Origin of the sequence: Cognatishimia sp., assembly GCF_049116455.1 — a bacterium.
Classification (GTDB): domain Bacteria; phylum Pseudomonadota; class Alphaproteobacteria; order Rhodobacterales; family Rhodobacteraceae; genus Cognatishimia.
On sequence record NZ_JAGDYW010000001.1, the window covers coordinates 118,947 to 141,645 of the forward strand.

Below are 22,699 nucleotides of genomic sequence, written 5' to 3' on the forward strand. Positions count from 1 at the left end.
TTTGAACTCAACTCGTACAAAAATCTATCATTTTCGGCTATCGCGGATTTCCGTCCGCTAGGACGCACAAATGCGTTCCATTTCACCATCAATCGTGTTTCGAAATGATAGAAATCACAGGAAAGCGTCGCAGGTGGCCTTTTTTCCTGTGGAAAACAGCGCTAATAGACCACGTCCGAAATTTTGGAGATGATCAATGGGCTATCGCATCGTTGTCGTTGGTGCCACAGGTAACGTGGGCCGCGAAATGCTGAACATTCTGGCGGAACGCCAGTTCCCAGTAGACGAACTTGCCGTTTTGGCAAGCCGCCGTTCGCTGGGCACCGAAGTCACCTTCGGCGAAAAGACCCTAACAACCAAAGATCTGGACACGTTCGATTTCACTGGCTGGGATATGGCTCTTTTTGCGGTTGGTTCTGAGGCCACCAAAAAATATGCGCCAAAAGCCGCAGCAGCTGGTTGTGTGGTGATCGATAACTCTTCGCTCTACCGCTACGACCCTGACGTGCCTCTGATCGTTCCAGAGTGTAACCCACAGGACGTGCATGGCTACGCAAAGAAGAACATCATCGCGAACCCGAACTGCTCGACTGCGCAGATGGTTGTCGCACTGAAACCGTTGCATGACCGCGCAAAAATCAAGCGCGTAGTTGTGTCCACATACCAATCTGTTTCTGGCTCCGGCAAAGAAGCGATGGAAGAGCTGTGGGAGCAAACCAAAGCGGTTTACAACCCAACTTCCGAAGTGCCCGCAAAGGTGTACCCAAAAGAGATCGCTTTCAATGTGATCCCGCATATCGACGTCTTCATGGAAGATGGCTCCACCAAGGAAGAGTGGAAGATGGTTGCGGAAACCAAAAAGATCATCGATCCATCGATCAAAGTCACTGCGACTTGTGTGCGTGTGCCTGTTTTCGTGGGTCACTCTGAATCTGTGAACATCGAATTCGAAGAGTTCCTGGACGAAGACGAAGCACGTGACATCCTGCGCGAAAGCCCGGGCATCATGGTGATCGATAAGCGCGAAGATGGCGGCTATGTGACTCCGAAAGAATGCGTTGGCGACTTCGCAACTTTCATCAGCCGCATCCGTCAGGACAGTACCATCGACAATGGTATCAACCTGTGGTGCGTGTCTGACAACCTGCGCAAAGGCGCCGCGTTGAACGCCGTTCAGATCGCGGAACTTTTGGGCCGTGAGGTTTTGAAAAAGGGCTAACTCCGCCCCAGTACTGAATTTATTAGGCCCCGCCCATTCGGCGGGGCTTTTTTATCCCAGTAGGTCCCGTGCGATCCGTTCAAATATAGCCGCCCCGATTGGGATCAGATCATCTGGAAAATCATAGTCGGGATTGTGTAGCGCTGCATAATCTACGCCTGGCCCTAAACACAGCATCGCTGCCTTGGCATCCCACCCGAACACGCCAAAATCTTCGGACGCCCGCATGGGCAAGCCTTCGTTCCCATGCGCAATACCCAAAGTGCGCATGGCTTTCAGGGCAACCTCGGTCGCATCAGCATCGTTAACCGAAGCCGCGAAATCATCGAAGACGTCAAACACGACATCTAGGCCATGGCGCGCTGCTGCGTCCTGCGCGAGAGCTTTGGCTTGCGTTGAAACACTTGCCATGCCGTCGTCAAACGCCGTGCGTAGAGTCGCATAAATCACAGCATCTGCAGGAGCGATGCCAAATGTTGGCTCACCGATATTCACGTGCGTGATGGTCACCAATCGGAAATTTTCATCAAGCGCCCCACCTTTCCCGAGTGCCGTCAAAGCCGGTATCAACTCCGAGACTGCAAATGCAGGCGAAACGCCATCTTGCGGGTCAGCCGCATGGGCCGTTTTCCCCGTCAATTTGATCTGCAATCCTTGCGATGCGCAATTCATCAGCCCAGCGCGTGTGGCCACAAATCCAAAAGGCTTACCCGGCTCGTTGTGTATTGCAAAAGCCCACTCGGGCGCGATGTCAGCAAACCGTGGATCCGCCACAACAGCACGTGCCCCACTGCCATCTTCTTCGGCGGGTTGAAACATCAAGATCACGCGCCCGTTGGCCACAGGTTGTCGCGACAGCAAGCGACCCAAGGCCAGTAGCATCGTCATGTGGCCATCGTGACCACACAGGTGCCCTTTACCATCAATCTCTGAACGCCAGGGCGCGTCTGACACTTCATGGATGGGCAATGCATCCAATTCAGCGCGAAACAGAACCGTCAACCCAGACTTGCCGCTGTCAAATATGGCAGCAACACCATGGCCACCTAAATTCTTCAAAATTTCAGTCGGGTTTAGCTCTTGAAGTGCTGCACAGATCACCTTTGCAGTTTCCAATTCTTCACCTGAAATCTCAGGGCGACGATGCAAATCGCGCCGGAAGGCCGTGAGTTCTACAAGATCGGAATTTGACAGCATAGGCACCTCTTTGGTTCCACTATGTCATGTGAATTGCATAAGAAACACCATGATCTGGCCTAGATGCAGGTTCTGGACTTGAGACAATTTGGTTTTGATGATTTAAGATTTGTAAAAGTTTGTAACTCATGTCCAATTCTGCACATCCCCCTTCTCCGCGCAGCTCGCGCCAAGTACTCTCCGTGGCCTGGCCATTGGGCCTGAAGGCTGTGATGACCCATGGGCTCATTGCGATCGATGCCTATTTGGTGTCGCCTCTTGGGGAAACTGCCTTGGCCGCGATGGGGCTGGCTGGATCGATTGGCGGATTGATATTGGGCACGCTCTTTGCCTTTTCCACCGCCACGCAAATCCGCGTTGCTCAGGCCTATGGATCGGGCAACGAAGTCTTTATAAAATCCGCCTTTTGGCTCGGCCTTCTGATCAACGCCATTGTTGGATTGGTTGGTCTCAGTCTGGCAGTCCTTTACGCCGATGACATTCTTCGATCCTTCGCACATACGCCGGAAATTGCAGCACAAGCGCAGGCCTATTTGAATATATTTTTGCTGATCGTGGTTGCCGAGATCGGCAATCAACTTTTGACGAGTTATTTTAACGGCTGCGGTCAAACGAAAACGCCATTTTACAGCTATCTTATCATAATGCCGATCAACGTCGGGCTAAGCCTTATATTGATCCACGGACACTTCGGTTTACCAGCCATGGGCGTTGCCGGTGCTGCAGTGGGATCAGCGGTCGCAGCGGGCATTCAAGCCCTCTATTTGGGATCGCGGCTTTACGTGAAAAATCGAGCGTTCAAAGGCGTTCAAGGTTGGCGCAACGACACCTTCATACTGAGCCTCAAGCGCCATTTGGTCTTTGCATTGCCCCTGGCTGCCACGTTTTTTAGCGTCGCATTAACCAATAATATCTGCACGTTGATGTATGCAAAACTACCTGTGAACCAATTCGCAGCCAAGACGTTGATCATGCCATGGGTTCATATCGCAGGAACTGTCGGGATCAGCTGGGCACAAGCAACGGGCATTACCGTCGCCCAGTTGCTCGGCGAGCGCCAGCAGGGATCAACACTTGACGCTTTCCTCAAGCATTCTTGGAAAGGCGCGGCCATTTCAGCTGGAATTGTATCGCTTATTTATCTCGGCATCATTCTAGCGTCCGCCGTCGTCTATGCCGGTCTACAGGATGAAACGAAAGCCACACTTTGGAGTTTTCTTCCGGTCCTGTTGCTATTGCCGTTTCCCAAAACCTCCAATGCCATGTGCGGCCATAGCCTGCGCGCAGGCGGAGATACGGTTTACGTAATGAATATCTTTCTTTCCTCGCAATGGCTTTGCAAACTGCCGCTTACTTTCGCCTTCATCTATTGGTTTGAATGGTCGGCGACCTTGGTCTTTATGATCTTTCTGATCGAAGAGCTGTTTAAGTTCCCCCTGTTTCATTTGCGCCTTTTAAAGGGGAAATGGAAAGAAGGGCCACTTGATGCATAGCTCTGCAATGGGCCCGACAGATTTGCATTAAAAGCCGCGCATTATTTCAGCCAGCTTCAACCAAATCGACAGAGTTCTGTTGTTTGTTCCGCTCGCGCGGGGGTGTGATTTTGAGGTGGCAGAATGGAGCAGGTCAGTGTGCTGTTTCCGGACGAAACGGTATTCTTTGATAGCTTAAAAATCAAAGAACTTGAGGGCCTATTGGGTGCAGAGGATTCAGACAACATCAAGACAAAGGCAATGGAAGAGATCGCCATTCGCTTGTCCCAAAGTGAAAAGCTCTTGGCCCAACTTCAGTGGCCTGAACTACGAAAGGTTTGCGCATCCATCGGTAAGATCAGCGACCAAATAGGCATGACTTCTTTGGTCGAAGTCAGCGCGTTGGTGACCGACTCTATCGATAACAATGATGCTCCCGCAATGGCAGCAACTCACTTTCGGCTGCTGCGGGTCGGCGACAGGTCATTGACCGAGTTTTGGGATCAACAGGATATGTCCGGATAAAAGACTTGCGGCGCGAGGCATAGCGGATAGGTTTAAGAGGAAGAACTACAACCAAAAGAAGAGCAACATGGCCTCTACATTTGCCAAAGTCGCCCCCGACACCATTCCTTTGCATATCGTCGATACCGAGAGTTTCGACGCATGGCTTGGCACGCAACCCAATGATGTGCAGACTCTGCTCAAGGCGACCAGCTTTAAGCCAAGCATCGGTGCGATCTCGATCCTGCCCAACGCCGATGGCTCAATCCTTGCTGCTGTGGCTGGCATTGGTTCTCCTCAAGACCAAAAACGTGGGCGATTTGGACTGGCGGCGGCGGCTTCCAAGCTTCCGGCTCATAGTTATCAAATCATGAGTGCGCCAGACGGTTTTGAAGCTGAAAACGAGGCCTTGGGGTGGTTACTCTCTGATTACCGGTTTGATCGCTATCGCCAGCCTGCCTCGGCTAGACCGTCATTGGTATGCCCGGATGGCGTTGATGCTGCAAAAATTGAAGCCATCGCCGCCGGGGAAGCACTGACACGCGATTTGATCAACACCCCAGCAAACGACATGGGCCCCGATGAGCTGCATCAGGCTGCACGGTCTTTGGCCGATACGTTTTCTGCGGCTATAACAGTAACTGAAGGCGATCAGCTGCTTTCTGACAATCATCCACTCATTCACGCAGTTGGACGTGCATCAACTCGCGCGCCACGATTACTGGACATGCGATGGGGTGATGCCGGACCGAAACTGACGTTGGTTGGTAAAGGCGTGTGTTTTGATACCGGTGGCCTCAACTTGAAGCCCGGCAACTCCATGGGGTTGATGAAAAAAGACATGGGCGGTGCGGCAACTGTACTGGGCTTGGCGCATATGATCATGGCGTTGAAATTGCCAGTACAACTGCGTGTCTTGATCCCAGCCGTAGAAAACGCGGTCAGCGGAAATGCCTTCCGACCAGGAGATATTCTACCTTCCCGCAAAGGTCTTTCGGTTGAAATCAACAACACAGATGCTGAGGGGCGTTTGGTGCTGGCCGATGCGCTGACGCTTGCGGCAGAAGACAACCCTGACCAAATCATATCCATGGCAACTTTGACCGGAGCGGCCCGCGTTGCGGTTGGTCCGGACCTATCCCCCTTCTATGCAAATGACGATGCTATGGCGGCAGCGCTTTCGGACGCCGGCACCCGCGTGGCCGATCCACTTTGGCGCATGCCATTTTGGGATCCATACGAGTCCATGATTGAACCGGGAATCGCAGATTTGGACAATGCCCCTGCCGGTGGATTTGCCGGCTCGATCACAGCTGCTTTGTTCCTACGCCGGTTTGTCGATACCCCGAACTATACGCATTTTGACATCTATGGATGGAACCCGACTGCAAAGCCTGCACGCCCTAAAGGCGGTGTTGGCATGGGCGCGCGCGCAATCCTTGAGGCTCTCCCAGAGGTGCTAAATCTATGAAAGATCGTCGTCTGACCCCCGCCAACAAACGTGTTGCCGATCCGTCGTTGCAATCAGATTGGCCGGGCGTCAGCTACGTCGAACCTGAACCATTTGCAGTACATTGGCCTCTGGTTGATCTGATGAATGCACCCGAAGGCCATCGCGATCGACAGCTGCTGTTCGGTGAAACTGTGGGGGTCTATGAAACCCACGAAGGCTGGGCGTTCATCCGTTCAGACAAAGACGGCTACGTCGGCTATGTGCCTCGATCTTCACTGGCAAGCTCTCCGCAGGCCACGCATCGTGTCTCGGCCGCCGCAACACATGTTTATGATGCGCCAAACTTTAAATCCCGGGACCGTATGAGGCTCAGCCACGGGTGTTTGCTGCACGGCTTAGGCACCGAAGGCAGCTTCTTACAAACCGCAGATGGCTATGTGCCGATGGTCCATTGCGCGCCCATTCAGGAATTTTCGAAAGACCCGGTGTCTGTGGCAAAGACCTTTTTAGACACACCTTATCTTTGGGGAGGAAACAGCCGGTTTGGGATCGATTGTTCGGGTCTCATTCAGGCCGCACTCGTTGCCTGCGGGGCTGCTTGCCCGGGCGATAGTGATCTGCAGGAAGAGACTTTGGGCTATGAGTTGCCTGCAGATGTCTCTTTGCAACGAAATGACCTGCTGTTTTGGAAGGGACATGTCGCAATGATTGTAGACGACGCGCGCCTGATCCATGCGAATGCACATCATATGGCGGTGACTTTTGAAAATACGGAACAGGCAATCAACCGCATTGATCAACAAGGCGACGGCCCCGTGACCTGTCGCAAACGTGTGATTCTATCCCAAGCGGTCTAGACCTTAATCAAGATCAACGGCCCTGATCAGCTTGCGCTCCAGCACCCGTAGCACAGTCTTGAGCTCGTGACCTCGTTTCAAAATCTGCCCATCCATTCCGATCACCGCATAAAGCCCCTGCTTGTTACGCAGCTTCGGACGTTTTTCGATTCGATACAGCGGATGTTCTGCCGTGCGCCGGAACACCGAAAACACAGCGGCGTCCTTTAGATGCGAGATCCCATAATCCCGCCATTCACCTGCAGCAACCATCCGCCCGTAGAGGGATAGGATGACGTTTAATTCTGTACGATGAAAGGCCACCTGCGTGGGGGCAGAGCGATCTCCGGGGAAAGGCGTCGTAGGAGAAATATTCATAAAAACAGGTTCGCCTCGATTTAGAATTAAATCAACCCTGCCTCGATTTTGCCCAAGATTCATCCGTAAAAGGCCTTTGACCTTCCGCGAATCCGCCAAAACCGGTCGTCATAAAGGGATTATAGCGAAAAATACCGCTACCCCGGCGACGTACTCTTTTCTTGCCCCCACCCAGTTACGTCGTCGGGGGCTCTTTTCTCAGAAAACTCCGAAATCACGCAAAGTCGATTTGACTTAGCCACGTGGTCGTGTTGCTTAGATAGTAATCGACCAAAGGAGCACTGTGTGACACGACTGGCAATCATCACTGCATTCACGTTCAGTTTAGTTGGTGCTGCTCTAGCACATCAGGGTGTGAAAGACGCCAAGGTCAAAGCCTGGATGCATGCGATGATGCAGGCGGGCCAAGCCAGCAAAACACTAGGGAATATGGCTAAAGGCACTGCAGCTTTTGACGCAGATCAGGCTGCCGATGCGCAAGCTATTTTGATCGAAGTCTCTGCGGCGATCCCAACTTTGTTTGAAGTGAAGTCCGACGACCCAGTCAGCGAGGCCCTGCCTGCCATTTGGGAAGACTATGCGGACTTTACCGGAAAGGCAGAGGCGATGAAGGCCGCATCTGAGACTTTGGATGTGTCCAGCGCAGAAACGTTGACTGCCGGCATGCGCAGCCTTGGCCGCAGCTGCGGCGGATGTCACCAAAGCTACCGAAAATAAATCTAAAACGACGCAAGCCTGAGGATCGGTGTCGCAGACCGAGTTGAATCGACTCGTCGTTTCGCGCAGAATCCTCACAAATCTATTGGAGGACCGACTATGATGCGTACCCGTGCAGCCGTTGCGCTTGAGGCAGGTAAACCCCTCGAAGTTATGGAAGTAAACCTGGAAGGCCCAAAGGCCGGTGAGGTTTTAGTTGAAATCAAAGCGACTGGCCTGTGCCACACGGACGAATTCACCCGTTCCGGCGCCGACCCAGAGGGCCTGTTTCCGTCGATTCTGGGCCATGAGGGCGCAGGCATTGTGATGGAAGTCGGCGAAGGTGTTACCACCTTGAAGCCAGGCGATCACGTGATCCCGCTTTACACGCCGGAATGTCGCGAATGTCATGCTTGCCTTTCCGGCAAAACCAACCTTTGCACCGCAATCCGCGGCACCCAAGGTCAAGGCTTGATGCCTGACGGAACATCACGGTTTTCCATGTTGGATGGCACGCCAATCTATCACTACATGGGCTGTTCGACTTTCGCGAACCACACCGTTCTGCCAGAAATCGCACTGGCGAAAGTCCGTGACGACGCGCCTTTTGATAAGATCTGCTACATCGGTTGTGGTGTCACCACGGGGATTGGCGCGGTGATAAATACAGCCGGCGTTGAGATTGGCTCATCTGCGGCGGTCTTCGGCCTTGGCGGCATTGGTCTGAACGTAATTCAGGGCCTGAAAATGGCCGGCGCGGACGTCATCATCGGTGTCGATTTGAACAACGACAAAGCGGAAATGGCCAAAAAGTTCGGCATGACGCATTTCGTGAATCCAAGTGAATTGCCAGAAGGGCAATCCGTGACCGAAGCGATCATCGAGCTGACCAAAACCGAACAAGATCAATTCGGCGGCGTGGATTACTCCTTTGATGCAACCGGCAACGTGCAGGTCATGCGCGATGCGCTGGAATGCTCGCACCGCGGTTGGGGTGTGTCGGTCATCATCGGCGTGGCGCCTGCCGGTGCAGAAATCTCAACCCGACCGTTCCAATTGGTCACTGGTCGCATCTGGAAGGGCACAGCCTTTGGCGGCGCGAAAGGCCGCACCGATGTGCCGAAGTTTGTGAATTGGTATATGGATGGCAAGATCGAGATCGACCCGATGATCACCCACAAACTGACATTGGACGAAATCAACCATGGTTTCGATCTAATGCATGAAGGCAAATCGATCCGCGCGGTCGTGGAATTCTAAATTCTGAGAATTCAAACGAAAAGCCCCGCTTATTGCGGGGCTTTTTCATTTTGAAGGATGATCACTTGGGCGCGTAGCTTTTCATGAACATTTCGACAGTCGAGTCTGCGACTTCGCGAATTTCAGCTTCCGTAAACTCAGTGCGCACGCCAAAACACGCCAGATTGAAGTTTCGAGACTTACACAGCTCAGAGAACTGATAGGCCGCCATATCAACGTCCTCAATCTCCAGTTCCCCTTTGGCAACGCTTTCTTTCAAGTGTTCCACCAATTGCTCGTGCCCATTTCCAGGGCCTGCCGCGTAATAGGCCTGACCGAGTTCGGGGAAGCGGTCACGTTCGGCGACACAAATGCGGAAAATCTTTTGCGCGAAATCAGACACCAAGAAGGACGCAAGCCCATAGGCCGCCATGCTTAGCGCATCACAGATCGGCATGGTGTCATCGATCTGCGAGACGATCTCGGTCGACATGCGTTCACATTCCGCCTGTACAACTTCTTGGAAAAGCTGGCGCTTATCAGAAAAGTAGCTGTAGAGCGTAGCCTTTGAAACACCTGCAGCGCGCGCGATGTCATCGACGCTTGCTCCTTCAAAGCCATCCCTTAGGAAGATGTCACGCGCACCGGCAAGGACTTGATCGATCTTGCGACCTTTACGAATGACTGGAGCTTGCGTGTTCATGACTGCCTTTTGAAATTGCTAACTTCGAATATAAACTGATCAGTTCACTTTTGCCAAGGTGACCTAAAGGATGCATCTGCGGAACGCGCTCCAATAGGCGGGGGAACATGGCTTAGCAAGTGATTGAGCAAGACCCTACGCGATATAGCTAATTGTCGCTTGCGATTTGGTCGGGAATTGTTACCAATTCACCATGGTTGATGTATTTCTTCAAACCCTGCCCTTCTTTGCAATTATCGGCCTTGGCTATTTGGCTGGCCGCACCGGTTTTTTTCCTGAGGCAGCCACGGCTTACCTCACAAAATTTGTCTTTTTCTTCGCCTTATCCGCTATGCTCTTTCGCTTTGCAGCCAACCTGTCACTGAGTGAGGTGCTGAATTGGCAACTGATTTATGCCTATCTTGCAGGAACTGGTGTGATTTACATCATTGCTACGGCGGTCGCATTTGCGCGAAACCAAAGCACAGAGGTCACTGCGGTTGAAGCGCAGTGCGCCGTGATTGGCAATACGGGCTTCTTAGGCATTCCAATGCTGGCCTTGTTGATGGGGCCAGAATCCATCGGACCTTTGATGCTGTTGTTGGCGGTGGACCTCATCGTATTTTCCTCGCTGATCGTCATCCTAATCAATGGATCGCGCGACGGACGTATGTCTTTGGCGATCCTGCGGACAGTTGGCATAGGATTGATAAAGAACCCAATGATTGTGTCGATTGTTCTAGGTCTGACCTGGTCCCGCATGGGCTGGCCAGTTGTAGCGCCAATTGATCAGTTCCTGTTGGTGCTCGGCGCTGCCGCGACACCTGGTGCACTCTTTGCCATTGGAGCGTCTTTGGCCAGCAAGTCAGCCGAACGCATGCATGTGGCCACGTGGCTCAGCTTTTGTAAACTGATCTTGCATCCGCTTGCCGTTGCTGGCTTTGCGCTATTCGTATTTGAGCTCAATGCATTCGAAGCCGCAGTGATCATTGCAGCCTCGGCCCTGCCGATTGCGGGCAATGTCTTTATGCTGGCGCAACACTATGGCGTCGCGCCACAAAGGGTATCAGCTTCGATTTTGATCTCGACCACATTGTCGATCATCACATTCTCAATCGCGATTGGCTGGGTGGCTTTGCTGTAATTTTCGACAGTTTGCCCTGAATCCTACGTGCGGCGGACCGCATCGCTTGCCGCCCTGCGCAACGATGTTATAGCCATGCAGTGGATAAAGTGAGGATCACCATGGAAAGCCTATCTGAAAACAGATGTTTCGGTGGCAAGCAGGGCGTATACAAACACGCCTCAACCAGCTGCAATTGCGAGATGACATTCGGCCTTTTCCTGCCCGAAGAAGCCAAATACGGGCCGGTGCCGGTATTGTGGTACCTGTCAGGCCTGACCTGCACCCATGAAAACGCCATGGCAAAAGCCGGTGCACAGGCATGGGCTGCTGAACAAGGCATCGCATTGGTTTTCCCAGACACCAGCCCGCGCGGAGGCGACGTTGCTGATGATGACGCCTACGATCTTGGCCAAGGGGCTGGTTTCTATGTGAATGCAACCCAAGCTCCATGGTCTCCACATTTTCGGATGTGGGACTACATCGCTTCTGAGTTGCCCGAACTACTGGCCGCGAATTTCCCACTGGATATGGAACGCCAAGCCATCACAGGTCATTCGATGGGCGGCCATGGCGCGCTCACTCTCGCGATGTCCCTGCCTGGTCGTTTCAAATCCGTGTCTGCCTTTTCTCCGATCGGCAATCCAACAGGATCGGATTGGGGCCGCAAACAGCTCACCGCCTATCTCGGTTCAGACGAAACCACATGGGCTGGACATGACGCATCGATCCTGATGCGTGACAGGGGTTTTGATGGGCCGGTTTTGATCGACACCGGCACCGATGATCAATTTATGGATCTGCTCAAGCCAGAAACCCTTGCCGCAGCAGCCACCGAGAAACGCCAAGAGGCGACGATCCGCATGCAAAAGGGCTACGACCACAGCTATTTCTTTGTTTCCACCTTCATGGAAGATCACATCTCTTTCCATGCTGAAGCTTTGTACGCGGAGTAACACATGAGCCACTATGATTTGATTGTAATCGGGTCTGGCCCAGCCGGCCGCGCCGCTGCCATCCAAGCTGGTAAGCTGAAACGCCGGGTCCTGGTCATTGACCGCAAGGATCGCCTTGGCGGCGTATCCGTGCATACGGGCACCATTCCCTCCAAGACTCTGCGCGAAACGGTTTTGAACCTATCCGGCTGGCGTGAACGCAGCTTTTATGGCCGCAGCTACCGAGTCAAAGACGAGATCAAAGCAGACGATCTAAAAGCCCGCCTACACATGACACTTGATTACGAAGTCGACGTGCTTGAGCATCAATTCAACCGCAACCACGTTGATACATTGAACGGTGTGGCCAAATTCATTGGTCCACGCAAAGTTGAGGTGGCTACCGAAGCGGGCGAAACAACGGTTCTGACGGCTGAAAATTTCTTGATCGCAACCGGAACCAAGACCTACCGCCCAGAAACAGTGCCTTTTAATGGCAAGAATATCGTCGACAGTGATGAATTCCTGGAAATGGCCAAGATTCCACGGTCTTTAGTTGTGGTTGGCGCAGGCGTGATCGGCGTTGAATACGCCACGATGTTCTCGGCCCTTGATGTGCGTGTGACCTTGATTGAACCACGCGACAGTTTCCTTGATTTCATCGACAAAACCCTCATCCAGGACTTCACACATCAGATCCGCGAAAATGGTGTTGATCTGCGGCTTGGATCGGCCATCGTGAAAGTCGAAGAGCACGGCGACATGGTTGAAATTTCCTTGGAAAATGGCCGCCATGTCCGCGCCGAAATGCTGCTATTTGCAGCGGGTCGCATGGGCGCGACAGAGCGTTTGAATCTGGATGCCGTTGGGCTGGAAACAGATCACCGTGGACGCATCACAGTGGATCGCAAAAACTACCAAACCTCAGTCCCCCACATCTATGCGGCAGGTGACGTGATCGGGCACCCAAGCTTGGCCTCCACTTCGATGCAACAAGGCCGTGTGGCGGCTTGCCATGCACTTGAAACACCGACGTTGCCAGAAAGCCCATGGTTCCCATATGGCATCTATTCCGTGCCAGAAATCTCGACCTGCGGCATGTCCGAGGAAGAGCTAAAAGAACGCGACATCGCTTATGAAGTCGGGGTGGCACGGTTCCGTGAAACCTCGCGTGGGCACATCATGGGGCTTGAGCACGGTATGCTAAAAATGCTGCTGTCGCTGAAAACTCGGCGCCTATTGGGCGTGCAGATCGTCGGCGAAGGCGCAACAGAGCTGATCCACATTGCTCAGGCGGTTATGAACCTGAAGGGCACCGTGGATTACTTTGTTGAAAACACATTCAACTACCCAACCTTAGCTGAGGCATATCGCATTGCGGGCCTTGATGCCTTTAACCGCATGCCGATCCCTGACGAATTCAAAGTTAAACGCGAGGAACGGCTGGAGGAGAAGAAGGCCACCCAAGCGCGCCTAAAAGCGGAAGCAAAGGATAAATCGTGACCGCGATTTATATTGATGCGGACGCCTGCCCGGTCAAAGCCGAGGTCGAAAGGGTCGCCACGCGCCACAAGGTTAAGGTCTTTGTGGTCAGTAATGGCGGCCTACGCCCGTCCCAAAATCCACTGATTGAGAACGTCATTGTACCCGAAGGTCCAGATGTGGCCGATATGTGGATCGCCGATCGTGCAAAAACAGGGGATGTCGTGATCACAGGCGATATCCCTTTGGCGGCAAAATGCGTGGAAGCCGGCGCTAAAGTGTTGAAGCACAACGGCGAAGGCCTGAACGAACGCAATATCGGACAAGCCCTCGCCGTGCGCGACTTAATGAGCGATTTGCGGTCAGCAGACCCTTTCCGCCAAGGTGGCGCCAAGGCCTTTTCAAAATCAGATCGCAGCCGTTTTCTGGATGCCTTAGAACGCGATCTTCGTGCAGCAAAAGCTGCAAAACCTTCAGGTTAGGGTCTATATTCATGACAATCGAAGCAGTGATTTTTGATGTCGGCAACGTGCTGATCGAATGGCAGCCAGAGCGTGCCTATGACCGGTTGATCGGCGAAACACGACGCAAAGAGATGTTCGCTGAACTCGATATGCACGACATGAACAATGACATCGATTTAGGTGCGCCCTTCAAGGAACGGATTTATCAATTCGCCGAGGAAAACCCCAAATGGCGAGATGAAATTCGCATGTGGCACGACAATTGGTTTGACCTTGCCAGTCCAGCGATCGACCATTCTTGGCGATTGCTGCGCGCCCTGCGTGCCAAGGGTATCCCGGTTTTTGCGCTCTCAAATTTCGGTGTTGATAATTGGCCACCAGCGGTTGAAGTCTATCCCGTCCTTGGAGAATTTGACCGCGAATATATCTCTGGCCGCATGGGTCATGTGAAACCCTTCAACCGCATCTATGAAATGGTCGAAGAGGACTGCCAGATCGAACCGGATCGTCTGATCTTTGCCGATGACCGCGAAGAAAATCTGGTGACTGCGCGCGCGCGCGGCTGGAAAACCCATCTCTTTGAAGGCCCGGAAGGCTGGGCAGATCGTTTGGTTGCCGAGGGGCTCCTGACCCGCGAAGAGGCGGCTTAGGCCGCCGAGGCAACCGGTGGCAGGCGTTTTTCGCGAATGGGCAGATGCACAATCGCGCTAAACGCACCCACGCCAACACCGATCCACCAGACCGCCTCGTAACTGCCATAGGCGTCATACATACGCCCGCCCAGCCAGACACCTAGAAAGCTACCAAGCTGGTGGCTAAAGAACACGATACCGTAAAGCGTTCCCATATAACGCAGACCGTAAAGATGCGCGACAAGGCCTGACGTCAAAGGCACCGTCGCCAACCAAAGCGATCCCATGACAATCGAGAAGATGATGACTGTCGTAGGCGTCATCGGCAGCATGATAAAGGCCGCCGCCGCGATGGTTCGACCCAAGTAAATGCCCGCCAATAGATATTTCTTAGAATACCGCTTACCCAGATAGCCCGCATAAAGCGTGCCACCAATATTGGCTGCTCCAATCAAAGCAATCGACCACGCTCCAAGCTGGGATGTCGTGCTGATCCCAACCGAAGCCAAAACGCCTTTTGGATCAATCGCGGCACAGACCTCGGTGACAAAGGCGGGAAAATGCGCTGTCACAAAGGCCAACTGGTAACCACAGCTAAAGAACCCAAGGAAAATCAGTGTATATGATGGGTCTTTGAAAGCGCGTTTCAGGATGGTTCCCATGCTTTCTTCAAGTTCAGCTTTGCTAACGGCTGGTGCACGGACCAATGGCAAAGTGACCAACACAGCCAAGATCATAGCCGCGAATACCAAGAACGTGCTCTGCCAACTCATGAAACTCAGCATCCACTCGGCCACAGGTGCCCCAAAAATCTGCCCCGCGCTCCCGGCAGCAGTGGCAATTGCCAATGACATTGAACGGTTTTCATCAGAACTCGCGCGTCCAACAACCGCCAGAATCACGCCGAACCCTGTTCCAGCGATGCCGAAACCAACCAGTATTTCGTAAAACTGGTGCGCTTCTGGCGAGACTGCGAAGGATGACAAAACCAGACCGGCTGCATAGACCAAAGCCCCCATGATGATGGCTTTTCGGTCGCCGATTTTTTCAGCGATCGCCCCAAAAATCGGCTGGCCGATCCCCCAGGCAAGGTTCTGAATCGCAATCGCCAAAGAAAACTCGGATCGAAGCCACCCGAATTCCTCAGCGATAGGGATCTGGAAAACGCCAAAGCTCGCGCGGATCGAAAACGAGACCAAAATGATGATGCAACCAGCAATCAACACCGGTGTCATAAGAGGCGTGCGTTCCTGCATGGCAGACTCCTTCAGCAGTGAGCAGATGATGCGGGCCACAGCCCCATTTGGTCAATTCATCATTTGTGAGCAAAACGTCACGATCATTGATACGTCAGTACTTATGTCCTGTTTACATAGTATCAGAGTTTGGGAATCGGCCCAACATCTGCTGGAACGCTATACCCACGCTGGAACGCTGGGCGATCTGCCAACCGCAGATACCAGTCTCGAACATTGGGGAAATCATCCAGGTCGATTTGCTGAAACTCGAACCTTGAAACCCAAGGCCAAATTGCAAACTCGCAAATCGACAGGCCACTTAAAATGGTCTCTCGCCCCTTCAGGTGCCCATCCAAAATCCCATAGAGGCGCTTTGCTTCGACCCGAAAGCGCTCTTCTGCATAAGGCGCCTTACCCGGATTGAACTTTAGGAAATGGTGCGCCTGTCCAAGCATCGGCCCCTGCCCCCCCATTTGCCACATCAGCCAGCGCATCATTTCCCAGTACTCGGGATCATCGCGTTTAGGAGCAAACTGACCGGTCTTTTCAGCCAGATATAGCAGAATGGCCCCGCTTTCATTTACGACTGTGTCCCCATCCACCAAAACAGGGATTTTGTGATTGGGATTTAACGCCAAAAAGTCAGGTGTGAATTGATCATCAGCCCCGATGTCGATTGCTTTAACTCCATAGGGCAAGCCCATCTCTTCCAGCGCGATGGAAATCTTTCGGCCATTGGGGGTGGACCAAGTATACAGCGTAATCATGCAAAACCCTTCTCTTTCGACCCACCCTGCCAGCTTTTACCGCACGTTTCTTCTGCTTTTTCTGATCAAGCCTGCGACAGATCACATCTTTTCACGCAGCGCAGCAAAAGCTATGCAGCTCTTATGACTTCTGTCCAAGATACCTACAGCGCGCGTGTTTCGACAGGCGAGCTAACCAGCGACCCGGCGCAAGAAGCCGTTCTCTCCGAATTTGAACGGGTGCGCGCCGGCCTGGCGCAACCTCCTGCGAAAAAGGGTTGGTTTAAAAAGGCCAAACTCGACCCCGTCAAAGGCCTTTACCTTTGGGGCGGGGTTGGCCGAGGAAAATCAATGTTGATGGACCTCTTTGTTGAAACCGTCGACGTGTCTGCCCGCCGTGTGCATTTTCATGCGTTTATGCAGGAAATCCACGCTGGCATGCACCTGGCCCGCCAAGATGGCGTTGACGATGCGCTGGCGCCCGTTGCCGCAAAAGTGTCTGAAGAAGTCCGCCTGCTGGCCTTTGACGAAATGCAGATCACGGACATCACGGATGCGATGATTGTTGGGCGGCTGTTTGAGCTTTTGTTTGCAGCGGGCGTCACAGTTGTCACCACCTCAAACCGCATTCCGGATGACCTTTATAAGGACGGTCTTAATCGTCAATTGTTCCTCCCATTCATCGATGTTCTGAAAGAGCAGATGGTGGTGCATGAAATGGTCTCTCCGACCGATTACCGTCAGAACCGGCTGTCAGGACAGCAAGTCTATTTCGTGCAAGCCAGCGGCGAAGCTCGACAAACCATGCGCGATATTTTTAAAGACCTCTCTGGCGGCGCAACCACTCCTCTCATGCTGACTGTGAAGGGGCGTGAAGTCGAGATTCCCGCATTCCGCAACGGTGTAGGCCGAGCGACGTTCTTTGATCTTTGTGGTAAGATGCTTGGCCCGGGAGACTATCTTGCCATCGCCGAAGCACTGAAGGTTTTGGTGCTTGAAGACATCCCGCGCCTAAGTCGCAACAATTTCAACGAAGCCAAACGTTTCGTTACGCTGATTGATGCGCTTTATGAAGCAAAGGTGCGTCTGATTTGCTCTGCTGCAGCTGAGCCCGAAATGCTTTATGTCGAAGGTGAAGGCACCTTTGAATTCGAGCGTACAGCCAGCCGCCTACGTGAAATGCAGGATGTCGATTGGGGCAAGGATAGCTAAACCACTCTCATGCGTTCCCATGATTTTTTTCACCGAGAATCATCAAAAAATCGGGTGCTTTAAAACGAATCGGGGGACGCCAATTGGCATCCCCCGGTCCCGATAGACTTGCCTGTACTAGGATCAAAGGCGCTGCTCGGCCACCCTCTATCCTACTGCCTTTATTGAAAAAAGTTCTGCTTTGCTAACTATACGCGCCTGTGAGCGAATCGGTCAAGTGGCCGCGAATCGATTTCTTACGCGCGACAACATAACGATTCGCAGAACTGAGTCGTTTCAACCACTTAGCACAGCAAAAAAAATCGCTTTAAGCATTCTCACGCAGCACAACACCGGCCAAATAGAGCGATCCGCAAATCAGCACACGACAATTTGGTGATTTTTCCACAATCGCCTTCAAAGCCTCTGACACGTTTTCTGCGATCTGAGATGGCATGCCGGCCTGCGCCGCCGCAAGTGCGGTTGCTTCAGCGGGCAGCGTGTTGGCCTCACCAGGGATCGACACTGCCGTCAAACTTAGAACTTGTTTGGCAATGGGGTTGAGGTAACCGCTGACGTCTTTCGTGTTCAGCATCCCGCAGATCAAATGGGTTTCGCGCGTTGGCAAAGATTTCAGCAGATCAGCGATTGCGATACCCGCAGCCGCATTGTGCCCGCCGTCGAGCCACAACTCAGCATCACCCGCTACGTCGATTAACGGACCAGCTTTTAAACGCTGCATACGAGCAGGCCATTCCGCCCCCGTCATTGCGGCCTCGCACGCGGCCTCATCCGCCCCTAGGTGGCGCAAGACGGCCAAAGCTGCCCCTGCATTGATCACTTGGTGGGCACCCAACAGGGCAGGCATCGGCAGATCCAGTAATCCGCGCTCATCTTGATAGACCAACCGGCCACGTTCCGTGCTGACATGCCAATGTTGGCCATAGGCCAAAATCGGAGCGCCAAGGCGCATCGCAGTCGCCTCGATGACTTCCATGGCCTCCTCTTCCTGAGGGCCAACCACGACGGGCACGCCACGCTTGATGATCCCGGCCTTCTCTGCCGCGATTTTTGCCAGCGTGTTTCCCAAAAACTGTTCGTGATCGATGGAAACCGGCGTGATTACTGAAATCTCTGGTGTAATCACATTCGTGGCATCCAACCGTCCACCAAGACCCACCTCAAGCAAAGTGTAGTCCGCTTTGCTGCGCGCAAAAGCCAGTAGCGCAGCACAGGTTGTGATCTCGAAATAGGTGATGTCGATGCCACCATTTTTGGCATAACACTCATCCAGCACTTCAGTCAGATAGTCTTCAGAGATCAGCTCTCCGGTCAGTCGGATACGTTCATGAAACCGTGCCAAATGCGGAGAGGTGTAGGCATGTGCTGACTTACCCATGCCTTCGATACCAGCGCGGATCATGGCTTGGGTCGAGCCCTTGCCATTGGTACCTGCAATATGAATGACAGATGGCAGATCATCCTGCGGATTGTCCAGCGCCTTCAGCAGACGCCACACGCGATCAAGCGTCAAGTCAATCACCTTGGGGTGCAAGGCCATCATTCGGTCAAGAATTGCGTCAGATGTTTGGGCTGTCATGGTCAGATCTCAAATAAATTCTATGCAATGCGCTATATAAAAAACGCGCCCGGCTCAATGCGGGGCGCGTCATAAAACTTGGCAAATACGTATAGTTTAATCCGCTTTTTCGACTTCAGGTGCGGCTTCTTCTGCCTCCGCAGCCGTTTCTGCGCCTGGCGCTGGCAAATCACCCTTAATCGCGGGTGGCATATCCAGCAGCATCCGAACGATTGTGATCAACTCTTCGCGCATTTCTGTACGGTTGGTCACGCGGTCCAGCATACCATGGTCCAGCAGATATTCTGCGCGCTGGAAACCCTCTGGCAGCTTTTCACGGATCGTCTGTTCAATCACACGGGCACCCGCAAAGCCGATCAGAGCGTTTGGTTCAGCAATCTGTACGTCGCCCAGCATCGCATAAGACGCAGTCACACCACCTGTCGTTGGGTGAGTCAGCACCACGATATAAGGCAGGCCTGCCTCTTTCAACATTTGAATGGCGATGGTCGTGCGTGGCATCTGCATGAGGCCCAGAATGCCTTCCTGCATACGCGCGCCGCCTGCAGCAGAGAACAGCACCAATGGACGCTTCATCTCAACGGCGCGTTCAGCGGCCGCTATGATGGCGTTGCCCACATACATGGACATGGAACCACCCATAAAGGAAAAGTCCTGCGCACAGGCCACAATCGGAGTGCGCCCGATCTCGCCTTCAGCCACCAGCATGGCTTCTTGTTCGCCGGTCTTTTTCTGAGCCGCTTTCATGCGCTCAGGGTATTTCTTTTGATCTTTGAAGTGCAGCGGGTCCGCAATCGGAGCTGGCACATCGATCTCGGTAAAAATGCCGCCATCAAACAACGCCGTGAACCGATCCCGCGGAGAAATCCCCATGTGATGATCACATTGGGTACAAACGTTAAGATTGTCTTTCAGCTCACGATGGAAAAGCATCGTGCCGCATTCACTACATTTCGTCCAAAGGTTCTCTGGCACTTCTCGGCGAGAGAAGATCGAGTTGATCCGAGGACGGACGTAGTTGGTGATCCAGTTCATGTACAAAACCTCTGATGTCGCGCAACAGAAGTGAAATAATGCGCAATTTCGAGAATTGCAATCAACGCCTGAGCGCGATGCGTGCGATTAGCCAAAAACACAGCAAAATTGGCCCCTCAAGCACGAGGGCCGCCCGCACATGCCCCACATCCTGAGGGCCATAAGGTACATGAAGCAAAGCCAAGCCATCCCAATGATGTTGCATGGCAACAATCATGATCGCGGTGACGTTGTTCACAAAATGCAGTGCTATTGCGGGGCCTAAAGACCCGCTGCGTGCAGTCAGATCAGCAGCTGCAACGCCAAACAACGTGGCCCAAATCGCAATCAGAATTGCGTTTTCACCATATGTCTCTGAACTAAGGTGCAACATGCCAAACAAAACGCTTGGGATCACCATCCAAATCAGTGGGTTGGAGAACCGTGCCGCAAGTTGGCTTTGCAAATAGCCGCGGAAAATCAGCTCTTCAGCGCTGACTTGAATTAAAATCCCAACCAAGGCCGGCAGCACCAGCGGTAACCATCTATCAAAACCCAGATGCATGGTCGGTTGTTGCGACGGCGGAGAAGGCAAGATCATGATCACTGCAACCATGACAATCAGCCACCGAAACACCCGAAAAAAATCCGAAAACGCCAAGCCAAGCGGACCGATCAAACTTGTGAACGACCTGTCATGCACCATGCGCAGAACCACCCACAGAGAGACGATTGGCAGCACAAAGGAATACAGCGTAATCAACAAGGCGCGCGCCGTGTCGCCGGTGATCAACTCGATCTCAATCCGAGCCCAGCTTTCCAAGTTTTGTAGAATCTGCAGCATCCCAACATTGAATGCCAAAATAGCCAACATCAAGACCACAAGCCCGGCACAAAGACGCGGCAAGCTTGAACTTGCACGGGCTGGAGCAATCAATTGCTGATGAGGATCATAGGCGCGCATGTGGCATGGCTATCGTCATTTTCGCCACAGGTATAGAGCGCAATTTTCTTAAACTTGCTCTAATCCAAGCAGTTGACTATCCATCCCGGACCCAAAGAAAGGCCTGTCTAAGGAATGGATATGACCACCAAACGATCGATGATCATGCCCTGCTTCATTATGATGAGTACGTTCTTTTTGACAGCCTGCCTGCCTAACTTTGACAGTTTTAGCAGCGGACGGAGCCAACCCAGCAAACACTTCTTGGCTGACGGAGAAATCGTCGTTGTCGCTCCAAAATCATATTGCGTTGACCCCAACGCCCGCGCATCCCATCAATTCGTCTTATTGACCAATTGCGACCTGCTTGAGGGCGTTCCACAAACCGATCCTAAGGACCGCATCGTCTTAACTGTGAGCTCCGGGAATACACTGAACCAAAGCGAAAGCACTATTCCTTTATCCTCTGCCCTTGGTCAGTCGTCTGCACCATCGACCCGAGTTCCCGGCCTTGTTCTCAGATATATGGCCAACCAAGGCACACCTCGTCTTGCAGGGGCTTCCGCGTCCCATTGGCGCGGAGTGTTCAAATTGAATAACCGAATTGTAACCCTTGCGGCTTATGGACCAGAGGGTGGCATCGTTTTGGGAACAAAAGGGAAAGCTGTGTTAGAACAGCTGGCCGATGAAATCATCTCTGCCAGCCCAAAACTAGTTCAGGATTCTGTAGCCGTCGCACAAAAAAATCAAAAGACTGGTGGGTTTCTTCCACTTCGGAGTTGGTTTCAACGACCTCAATCGGCTAAACAATAAAGAAACAATTCGCGTATTGTTTCTAAATCGCGGTCAGTTGGGGATCATCACGGGGCGGTATGAGTACTCGAACAGGTAAATTTTGGCATCGTTTGGTGAGACGCGGCGTTATTCGCTTTTGGGCACAAGCCGCGCGCGAAGCGGCCGACACGGATGTCCGTGTATTGCGACGCCGACGCAATGTGGCACGCAAACTGCGCAGCCATTTGGACACATTGATTTCCATCGCTGACGGTCGTTTGGCGCTTCCGATCATTGGTTCGAACACTTTCCCTAAGCCCCATGGAACTGACTGGGCTTGGCGCCCCACTGTATGGCGCGACAGCCTGCCTTCGAAAGGCCGCGTTGCTGTGCAAACCAAAGAAGGGCTTGGCGAAGAGGTCACGCTGTTTCACGACTGTTCGATTTCAGAACTCACCCTGCGCCAACTGCGAAATACGCGCGCCAAAGACCTTGCACCCTTTGGCCTGCGCATGGATGTTTTTCGATTTGATGGCTCGTTCTTGTCGCTTGTGATCGATTTCCCCAAGGAAGCATTGCAGGGGTTAGATCGCAAATTTCTAATCCGCATGGATACGATTGTTGAAATGGAAAAGCCGCTGGAAATTTTTGCGCGCTTTAACATCAAGCATGGCCCGAATACGGAGCAAATTGTTCGCGAACTTCCGCTGCATGAAGAAGACATTATGGTGGAATTCGACTTGGCCTATTCCAAGCTGAATGAGAAACGCATTGAACGCGCTTGGGTCGATTTGATTTTTGAAGGCCCGGAAATGAATCAGGTCATCCTACGTGATGTCACCTTTAGCCGCCGCCCACGCGCCGAGATGTAAGGACAAGAG

At 52.8% G+C, this 22,699-nt stretch carries 23 protein-coding genes; 15 read left to right on the top strand and 8 right to left on the bottom strand.

What is annotated here, in order from left to right; all coding sequences use genetic code 11:
• Positions 1-196 precede the first annotated feature (196 nt).
• On the top strand, positions 197-1,219 hold the full coding sequence (locus tag JXQ85_RS00595) for an aspartate-semialdehyde dehydrogenase (protein ID WP_421746906.1): 1,023 nt from the start codon (positions 197-199) through the stop codon (positions 1,217-1,219).
• A 51-nt stretch (positions 1,220-1,270) separates the two neighbouring features.
• On the opposite strand, the gene JXQ85_RS00600 is transcribed toward JXQ85_RS00595, so the two are convergent.
• Positions 1,271-2,416, bottom strand: coding sequence for an amidohydrolase (locus tag JXQ85_RS00600; protein ID WP_421746907.1), 1,146 nt, complete (start codon positions 2,414-2,416; stop codon positions 1,271-1,273).
• Positions 2,417-2,544: 128 nt separating this feature from the next.
• Here JXQ85_RS00600 and JXQ85_RS00605 point away from each other — a divergent pair, with 128 nt between their 5' ends.
• The 4 genes from JXQ85_RS00605 (at position 2,545) to JXQ85_RS00620 (ending at position 6,702) form a co-directional block, all read left to right on the top strand.
• Positions 2,545-3,909 (top strand): MATE family efflux transporter, encoded by a 1,365-nt coding sequence (locus tag JXQ85_RS00605; protein ID WP_421746908.1) that lies wholly within the window; start codon positions 2,545-2,547, stop codon positions 3,907-3,909.
• Between the two features lie 123 nt (positions 3,910-4,032).
• Positions 4,033-4,413, top strand: coding sequence for a hypothetical protein (locus tag JXQ85_RS00610; RefSeq protein ID WP_421746909.1), 381 nt, complete (start codon positions 4,033-4,035; stop codon positions 4,411-4,413).
• 67 nt (positions 4,414-4,480) lie between these two features.
• Complete coding sequence (locus JXQ85_RS00615) at positions 4,481-5,863, top strand: leucyl aminopeptidase family protein (RefSeq protein ID WP_421746910.1); 1,383 nt, start codon at positions 4,481-4,483, stop codon at positions 5,861-5,863.
• Positions 5,860-6,702 (top strand): NlpC/P60 family protein, encoded by an 843-nt coding sequence (locus JXQ85_RS00620; RefSeq protein ID WP_421746911.1) that lies wholly within the window; start codon positions 5,860-5,862, stop codon positions 6,700-6,702. Before JXQ85_RS00615 ends, JXQ85_RS00620 begins: the two co-directional genes overlap by 4 nt.
• A 3-nt stretch (positions 6,703-6,705) precedes the next feature.
• On the opposite strand, the gene JXQ85_RS00625 is transcribed toward JXQ85_RS00620, so the two are convergent.
• The gene (locus JXQ85_RS00625; RefSeq protein WP_421746912.1) at positions 6,706-7,059 is read right to left on the bottom strand and encodes a DUF2794 domain-containing protein; all 354 of its coding nucleotides are present in this window, start codon (positions 7,057-7,059) and stop codon (positions 6,706-6,708) included.
• Between the two features lie 285 nt (positions 7,060-7,344).
• Here JXQ85_RS00625 and JXQ85_RS00630 point away from each other — a divergent pair, with 285 nt between their 5' ends.
• Both JXQ85_RS00630 and JXQ85_RS00635 read left to right on the top strand, forming a co-directional pair.
• On the top strand, positions 7,345-7,776 hold the full coding sequence (locus tag JXQ85_RS00630) for a c-type cytochrome (RefSeq protein WP_421746913.1): 432 nt from the start codon (positions 7,345-7,347) through the stop codon (positions 7,774-7,776).
• A gap of 102 nt (positions 7,777-7,878) precedes the next feature.
• On the top strand, positions 7,879-9,015 hold the full coding sequence (locus JXQ85_RS00635; RefSeq protein WP_421747455.1) for an S-(hydroxymethyl)glutathione dehydrogenase/class III alcohol dehydrogenase: 1,137 nt from the start codon (positions 7,879-7,881) through the stop codon (positions 9,013-9,015).
• Positions 9,016-9,076: 61 nt separating this feature from the next.
• On the opposite strand, the gene JXQ85_RS00640 is transcribed toward JXQ85_RS00635, so the two are convergent.
• Positions 9,077-9,697: a TetR/AcrR family transcriptional regulator gene (locus JXQ85_RS00640; RefSeq protein ID WP_421746914.1), complete on the bottom strand. Its 621-nt coding sequence runs from the start codon at positions 9,695-9,697 to the stop codon at positions 9,077-9,079.
• A gap of 193 nt (positions 9,698-9,890) precedes the next feature.
• Here JXQ85_RS00640 and JXQ85_RS00645 point away from each other — a divergent pair, with 193 nt between their 5' ends.
• The 5 genes from JXQ85_RS00645 to JXQ85_RS00665 all read left to right on the top strand — a co-directional run bounded on the left by JXQ85_RS00645 (position 9,891) and on the right by JXQ85_RS00665 (position 14,330).
• Positions 9,891-10,820, top strand: coding sequence for an AEC family transporter (locus JXQ85_RS00645; RefSeq protein ID WP_421746915.1), 930 nt, complete (start codon positions 9,891-9,893; stop codon positions 10,818-10,820).
• A 101-nt stretch (positions 10,821-10,921) separates the two neighbouring features.
• Positions 10,922-11,755, top strand: coding sequence for an S-formylglutathione hydrolase (fghA, locus tag JXQ85_RS00650; protein ID WP_421746916.1), 834 nt, complete (start codon positions 10,922-10,924; stop codon positions 11,753-11,755).
• A gap of 3 nt (positions 11,756-11,758) precedes the next feature.
• Entirely contained in the window at positions 11,759-13,237 is a 1,479-nt protein-coding gene (gene sthA / locus JXQ85_RS00655) for a Si-specific NAD(P)(+) transhydrogenase (RefSeq protein WP_421746917.1), read from the top strand.
• Entirely contained in the window at positions 13,234-13,698 is a 465-nt protein-coding gene (locus tag JXQ85_RS00660) for a YaiI/YqxD family protein (RefSeq protein ID WP_421746918.1), read from the top strand. The genes sthA and JXQ85_RS00660 overlap by 4 nt, the downstream gene beginning before the upstream one ends.
• An 11-nt stretch (positions 13,699-13,709) precedes the next feature.
• Complete coding sequence (locus tag JXQ85_RS00665; protein WP_421746919.1) at positions 13,710-14,330, top strand: HAD family hydrolase; 621 nt, start codon at positions 13,710-13,712, stop codon at positions 14,328-14,330.
• Here the strand turns inward: JXQ85_RS00665 and JXQ85_RS00670 are convergent.
• On the bottom strand, positions 14,327-15,568 hold the full coding sequence (locus tag JXQ85_RS00670; RefSeq protein WP_421746920.1) for an MFS transporter: 1,242 nt from the start codon (positions 15,566-15,568) through the stop codon (positions 14,327-14,329). The two genes, JXQ85_RS00665 and JXQ85_RS00670, sit on opposite strands and share 4 nt — an antisense overlap.
• A 122-nt stretch (positions 15,569-15,690) precedes the next feature.
• On the bottom strand, positions 15,691-16,317 hold the full coding sequence (locus JXQ85_RS00675) for a glutathione S-transferase family protein (RefSeq protein ID WP_421746921.1): 627 nt from the start codon (positions 16,315-16,317) through the stop codon (positions 15,691-15,693).
• Positions 16,318-16,440: 123 nt separating this feature from the next.
• On the opposite strand from JXQ85_RS00675, the gene zapE reads away from it, so the two are divergent.
• Positions 16,441-17,508, top strand: a complete 1,068-nt coding sequence (gene zapE / locus JXQ85_RS00680; RefSeq protein WP_421746922.1) for a cell division protein ZapE — start codon at positions 16,441-16,443, stop codon at positions 17,506-17,508.
• A 307-nt stretch (positions 17,509-17,815) separates the two neighbouring features.
• On the opposite strand, the gene JXQ85_RS00685 is transcribed toward zapE, so the two are convergent.
• The 3 genes from JXQ85_RS00685 to JXQ85_RS00695 form a co-directional block, all read right to left on the bottom strand.
• Positions 17,816-19,087, bottom strand: a complete 1,272-nt coding sequence (locus JXQ85_RS00685) for a bifunctional folylpolyglutamate synthase/dihydrofolate synthase (protein ID WP_421746923.1) — start codon at positions 19,085-19,087, stop codon at positions 17,816-17,818.
• Positions 19,088-19,183: 96 nt separating this feature from the next.
• A complete protein-coding gene (gene accD, locus JXQ85_RS00690; protein WP_421746924.1) occupies positions 19,184-20,122 on the bottom strand; it encodes an acetyl-CoA carboxylase, carboxyltransferase subunit beta in 939 nt (312 codons plus the stop codon).
• A 61-nt stretch (positions 20,123-20,183) separates the two neighbouring features.
• Positions 20,184-21,065: a CPBP family intramembrane glutamic endopeptidase gene (locus JXQ85_RS00695; protein ID WP_421746925.1), complete on the bottom strand. Its 882-nt coding sequence runs from the start codon at positions 21,063-21,065 to the stop codon at positions 20,184-20,186.
• A 120-nt stretch (positions 21,066-21,185) separates the two neighbouring features.
• Between JXQ85_RS00695 and JXQ85_RS00700 the strand changes: the two genes are divergently transcribed.
• Both JXQ85_RS00700 and JXQ85_RS00705 read left to right on the top strand, forming a co-directional pair.
• Entirely contained in the window at positions 21,186-21,857 is a 672-nt protein-coding gene (locus JXQ85_RS00700) for a hypothetical protein (RefSeq protein ID WP_421746926.1), read from the top strand.
• 59 nt (positions 21,858-21,916) lie between these two features.
• On the top strand, positions 21,917-22,690 hold the full coding sequence (locus tag JXQ85_RS00705; RefSeq protein ID WP_421746927.1) for a DUF6478 family protein: 774 nt from the start codon (positions 21,917-21,919) through the stop codon (positions 22,688-22,690).
• The last annotated feature ends 9 nt before the right edge of the window (positions 22,691-22,699 follow it).